Source organism: Frankia sp. CcMO1 (assembly GCF_977945845.1).
This window is the reverse complement of record NZ_CDWTMG010000323.1, coordinates 1-4,312: the sequence shown is the minus strand read 5'-3', so window position 1 is coordinate 4,312 and position 4,312 is coordinate 1. Positions and strand designations below refer to the sequence as shown.

General features: G+C 68.4%; 3 protein-coding genes, 2 tRNA genes and 1 pseudogene. 3 read left to right on the top strand and 3 right to left on the bottom strand.

All coding sequences use genetic code 11. The features are described from left to right. Nucleotides 1–96 precede the first annotated feature (96 nt). Together tig and AC08OU_RS23030 are read right to left on the bottom strand one after the other, a co-directional pair. The gene (gene tig, locus AC08OU_RS23035; RefSeq protein ID WP_476602162.1) at nt 97–1,551 is read right to left on the bottom strand and encodes a trigger factor; all 1,455 of its coding nucleotides are present in this window, start codon (nt 1,549–1,551) and stop codon (nt 97–99) included. Nucleotides 1,552–1,609: 58 nt separating this feature from the next. After that, nucleotides 1,610–1,682: transfer RNA gene (locus AC08OU_RS23030), tRNA-Pro, on the bottom strand. Nucleotides 1,683–1,729: 47 nt separating this feature from the next. On the opposite strand from AC08OU_RS23030, the gene AC08OU_RS23025 reads away from it, so the two are divergent. Further along, nucleotides 1,730–1,803 (top strand) — tRNA-Gly (locus tag AC08OU_RS23025). Nucleotides 1,804–1,935: 132 nt separating this feature from the next. On the opposite strand, the gene AC08OU_RS23020 is transcribed toward AC08OU_RS23025, so the two are convergent. Beyond that, nucleotides 1,936–3,060: an acyl-CoA dehydrogenase family protein gene (locus tag AC08OU_RS23020; protein ID WP_462189138.1), complete on the bottom strand. Its 1,125-nt coding sequence runs from the start codon at nt 3,058–3,060 to the stop codon at nt 1,936–1,938. A gap of 33 nt (nt 3,061–3,093) precedes the next feature. Between AC08OU_RS23020 and AC08OU_RS23015 the strand changes: the two genes are divergently transcribed. Continuing rightward, complete coding sequence (locus tag AC08OU_RS23015) at nt 3,094–3,972, top strand: hypothetical protein (protein WP_476602163.1); 879 nt, start codon at nt 3,094–3,096, stop codon at nt 3,970–3,972. Beyond that, a pseudogene (locus AC08OU_RS23010) lies at nt 3,956–4,312 on the top strand (class I SAM-dependent methyltransferase); the annotation flags it as partial. The gene AC08OU_RS23015 and the pseudogene AC08OU_RS23010, both read left to right, overlap by 17 nt.

The following is a 4,312-nucleotide window of genomic DNA, read 5'->3' as shown; positions in this document are numbered from 1 at the left end:
CAGCGACAGATCCGGTGACCAACCCCCACGATGCGCCTGTTATGACCCGATGGTTGCTTCGGGAGGAACGCGACCGCGCCAGCGGCGAGGCGCCGATCAGCCGTTGCCGTCGGTCTTCGCCTCAACTGGCTCAACTGGCTCAACCGGCTCAACCGTGGCGTCCCCGGGGGCGACTGCCTCCGCCGCGACGGTGACGTCGTGGTCATGATCCGCGTCCGCGTCGGCGCCCGGCTGCGGACGGGCCGGCAGAGCGAGCTCGACGGAGGTCCCCGCACTGTCGACGACTTTGGCGTTCTCCAGCAACAGGAAGAGCGCCTTGGTCCGCAGGACATCGGCCATCAGGGCCGTCAGACCCTCGCCCTGCGCAAGCTGCTGAGCGTAGACGTCCGGCTGCACCCCGGAGCGATGGGCACGCAGGATGATCTGCTCCATCAGCTCGCCCTGGTCGATCCCAATCGACTCGGCATCGATCACCGCGTCCAGGATGAACTGGGAGCGGATGGCCTTGCCGGCGGACTCGCGGACCTCCGCGTCGAACTCCTCCTCGGTCTGGCCGAGGGTCTCCAGGTAGGACGTGCGGTCCGTGCCGATGTACTCCAGCTCGCGGGAGAGGCGGTGCTCACGGGCCTCGATCTCGCCGACGAGCAGCGAGCCGGGCACCGGCACCTCCACCCGCTCCAGGAGGCTTTCCAGCAACTTCTCCCGGGCTTGGCCGACCTGTTCGGTGCGGCGCGACTGCTCCAGGCGCGCCCGGATGTCCGCGCGCAGCTCGTCGAGGGTGTCGAACTCGCTGACGGTGGTCGCGAAGTCGTCGTCCAGGGCCGGGAGCTCCTTCTCCTTGACCCCGCGGACCGTCGCCGTCACCTGGGCGGGCTGACCGGCCTGCTCGCCGGAGAGCAGCTCCGTGGTGAAGGTACGAGTCTCGCCGTCCGTGGCGCCGATGATCGCGTCGTCGAGACCCTCGACCAGGTTGCCACTGCCGACCTCGTAGGACAGCCCGGTCGCCTCGGCATCCTCGATCGGCGTGCCGTCTGCCTCGGCGGACAGGTCGAGCGAGACGTAGTCACCCGCCTGCACGGCCCGCTCCACCGGCGTAAGCACCGCGAAACGATCACGCAGCGCGCCGACCTGCTCCTCGACCTGCTCGTCGGTGACCTCGACGGCGTCAACGATGACCTCAAGCTCCGAGAACTCCGGCAGGGTCACCTCGGGCCGGACGTCCACCTCGGCGGTGAAGACGAGCTGGCCGCCGTCGGCGAACTCGGTGATGTCCACCTCGGGCCGGGACAGCACGTCGACCTCCTCGGCCTGCACGGCCTCGGAGTAGAGCTGCGGCAGCGCCTCCTGGACGGCTTCGTCCAGGACGACATCCCGGCCCAGCCGCTGGTCCAGGATGCGCGGCGGGACCTTGCCCGGCCGGAAGCCCGAGACCCGGACCTGGCGGGCAAGCTTGCGATATGTGGCCTCGAGCGAGGGCTTGAGCTCGTCGAAGGGCACCTCGACAGTGAGCTTGACCCGGGTCGGGCTGAGGGTCTCCTTGGTGGCCTTCACGGCGCGGCGGTCTCCTGGTACGACGTTGGACAGGGGGGTGACACGCCGAGGCTATCGGTCGGGGCGGGGAGACTCGAACTCCCGATCTCCTGCACCCAAAGCAGGCGCGCTAGCCACTACGCTACGCCCCGAGGCGTTGCCTGCTCATTCTACGGGGTAAGCTCGCATCGATCACCTCGCGGGTGTAGCTCAATGGCAGAGCCCCAGCCTTCCAAGCTGGCCATGCCGGTTCGATCCCGGTCACCCGCTCCACTCTGGGTGGGTTGTGTCCGCGCGGGGGCGGACCTCGTCGTTCCGCCAGGCCTACCGGGAGGGCCGAGCCCCCCCCCGAACCCCCCGCATGCTAGGTGGATCCTGCTCCGGGCGTGGTTGGTCTCTTGCCGGTCAGAGGGAGCGGGCGATGAGCTCCTTCATGATTTCGTTGGTGCCGCCGTAGATCCTCTGGACGCGGGCTGCGGCGTACATGCGGGCGATGGGGTACTCGGTCATGTAGCCGTAGCCGCCGAAGATCTGTAGGCAGCGGTCGACGATCTCGCACTGCTTGTCGGTGGCCAGGTATTTGGCCATGGACGCGGTTGCGCCGTCGAGCCGGCCAGCCACATGCTCGGTGATGCAGTGGTCGATGAAGGTGCGCAGCGCCAGCGCTTCGGTACGGCACTCGGCGAGCACGAACCGGGTGTTCTGGAATTCCAGCAGGGGTTTGCCGAACGCCGTGCGCTCCTTGGCGTAGGCGATGGCCAGGTCGACGGCGTGTTCGGCGGCAGCCGCGGCATTCACCGCGATGGACAGCCGTTCCTGCGGCAGTTGCTGTACCAGCTGCATGAAGCCTTGGCCCTCGGCCGGACCGAGCAGGTTGGCCGCCGGCATCCGCATGTCGGTGAAAGCCAGCTCGCGGGTGTCGGTGCCCATCGCGCCGATCTTCTGCAGCACCCGGCCGCGTTCGAACCCTTGCAGCCCCTGGGTTTCCGCCACGATCAGCGACAGCCCTCTGCCGCCGGGCGCGTTGCCGGTGCGGGCCACGATGATGAGCAGGTCACAGTGGGTACCGTTGGTGATGAACGTCTTCGCACCGTTGATCACGTAATGGTCACCCTCGCGCCGGGCGGTGGTGCGCACGGCCTGCAGGTCGCTACCGGTGCCCGGTTCGGTCATCGCGATCGCGCCGACGAACACACCGGACGCCAGTCTGGGCAGCCATCGCTGCTTCTGCTCGTGGCCGCCGTAGGCGTTGATATAGCGCGCGACGATCGGGCTGTGCACCAGGTAGGCCCAGCAGTCGTCGGCGATGTAGCCCTGCTCGCGCAACACCACGGCCTCGTGCGCGAACGTGCCGCCACCGCCGCCGTACTCGATGGGGCAGCTGATGCACAGCAGGCCGATCTCGCCGGCCTTGTTCCAGAACTCGCGGTCGACCGCGTGCTGTTCGGTCCACCGCTCGTGGTTGGGTTCGGATTCCTTGGCCAGGAAGGTGCGGGTGAGGTTTTGGAGCTGGTCGAGCTCCTCGGTCATCCACGATGATCGGTAGGTCATAGTCTGTCCTCAGTGGCCGGTGAAGTTGCCGGCGATCCGTTCGGCGATCTTCGTCGCGATGGCAAGGGTTTCGGTGTCGGGGACGACCTGGCCGACCTAGCCGACCTACCCGATCTGCCCGTCAAAGGCCGCGGTCGCCGCGGTGTTGACGATGACGGCTTCTCCGATGCCCATGCTGTCCGACGGTACGGCAGGCTTTGCAAATGGTCAGCGGTGCTCGGCGTCCCCGCGCAGGGCAACGCGGCCGAGATCGGCAGAGCCCACGACCCCGCCGTCGCCCGCATGTACGCCGAGCACCCCGCCCAGCTGCGCTACCTGCGCCGCGCGCTGATCGACCCGGAACACGACAACACCAAGATGATCATCCTGCTCGCCGACCTCACTCTCAGCCAGGTCCGCGGCCTACGTGCCGCCGGCATTTCCACCAAGCCCGATCCAGAGCACACCCAGGCGCTGGGCATCCTGATCCGCGAGCTCGGCCCTGATCCGCGAACTCGGCCCTCGCCTGCGGCAACCCGTGGTCGAGTAGTTCTGGAACCACCTCGCCCAGGACGCGCCCACCGCCGGGCCACCGCCAGAGCCGACGATCAAAATCAGACCAGTCCCGCGCCCCTGACGCAGGGCTCCGGCGTGCCTACGGTGACGTTCTCCCGTGCCGCGGCGGGTGCGGCCGAACCCGGCGGCGTGTTCCGGCCCGGTTCAGCCTGGCCACCCGGTTCAGCCGCGCGGCGTGGAGCGGTCGGTGAAGCTTCGGCTGCAATTCGGATGCAAGAGGTATTTTGCGGGGGCTTCCCGACTGCGGACCGGATGCGGATCAAATATTCAGAGGAGGCCGATGGTGAGGCGTCGTGGCTGGCTCCCGGTAGCCGCGTGTGTGGGGATCGGCCTTAACGGCATCCGGCTGCGCGGCCGGGTAGGTGCCATCGACGTCATCGAATCGGTGGACCATGGGCATCCGGGAGGCGAGCCCGGCTCGGACGACCCTCACGCGCAGCATCCGTCGTACATCCTCCTCCTCGCCTCCGGAGTGCGTCTCGGCCCCGAGCATCGCCGCGCAGCCGACACCTACGCGCGTCGGCACGGCTGCGAGGTCCTCGACCTGGTCCCAGCCGAGATGTCGGCGCACCGGATCCTCGACCTGGCGCGGATGGTCGACCCGTCCACCTACCGGTCAGCCCGGCTGGCCCGCGGTCGCGGGGCCTTCCAGGCGGTGCTCGTCAATGCAGAGGTG

Coding starts and splice junctions, on each gene's coding strand:
- AC08OU_RS23020 (WP_462189138.1), bottom strand. CDS start 3,060: ATGACCGAGGAGCTCGACCAGCTCCAAAACCTCACCCGCACCTTCCTG.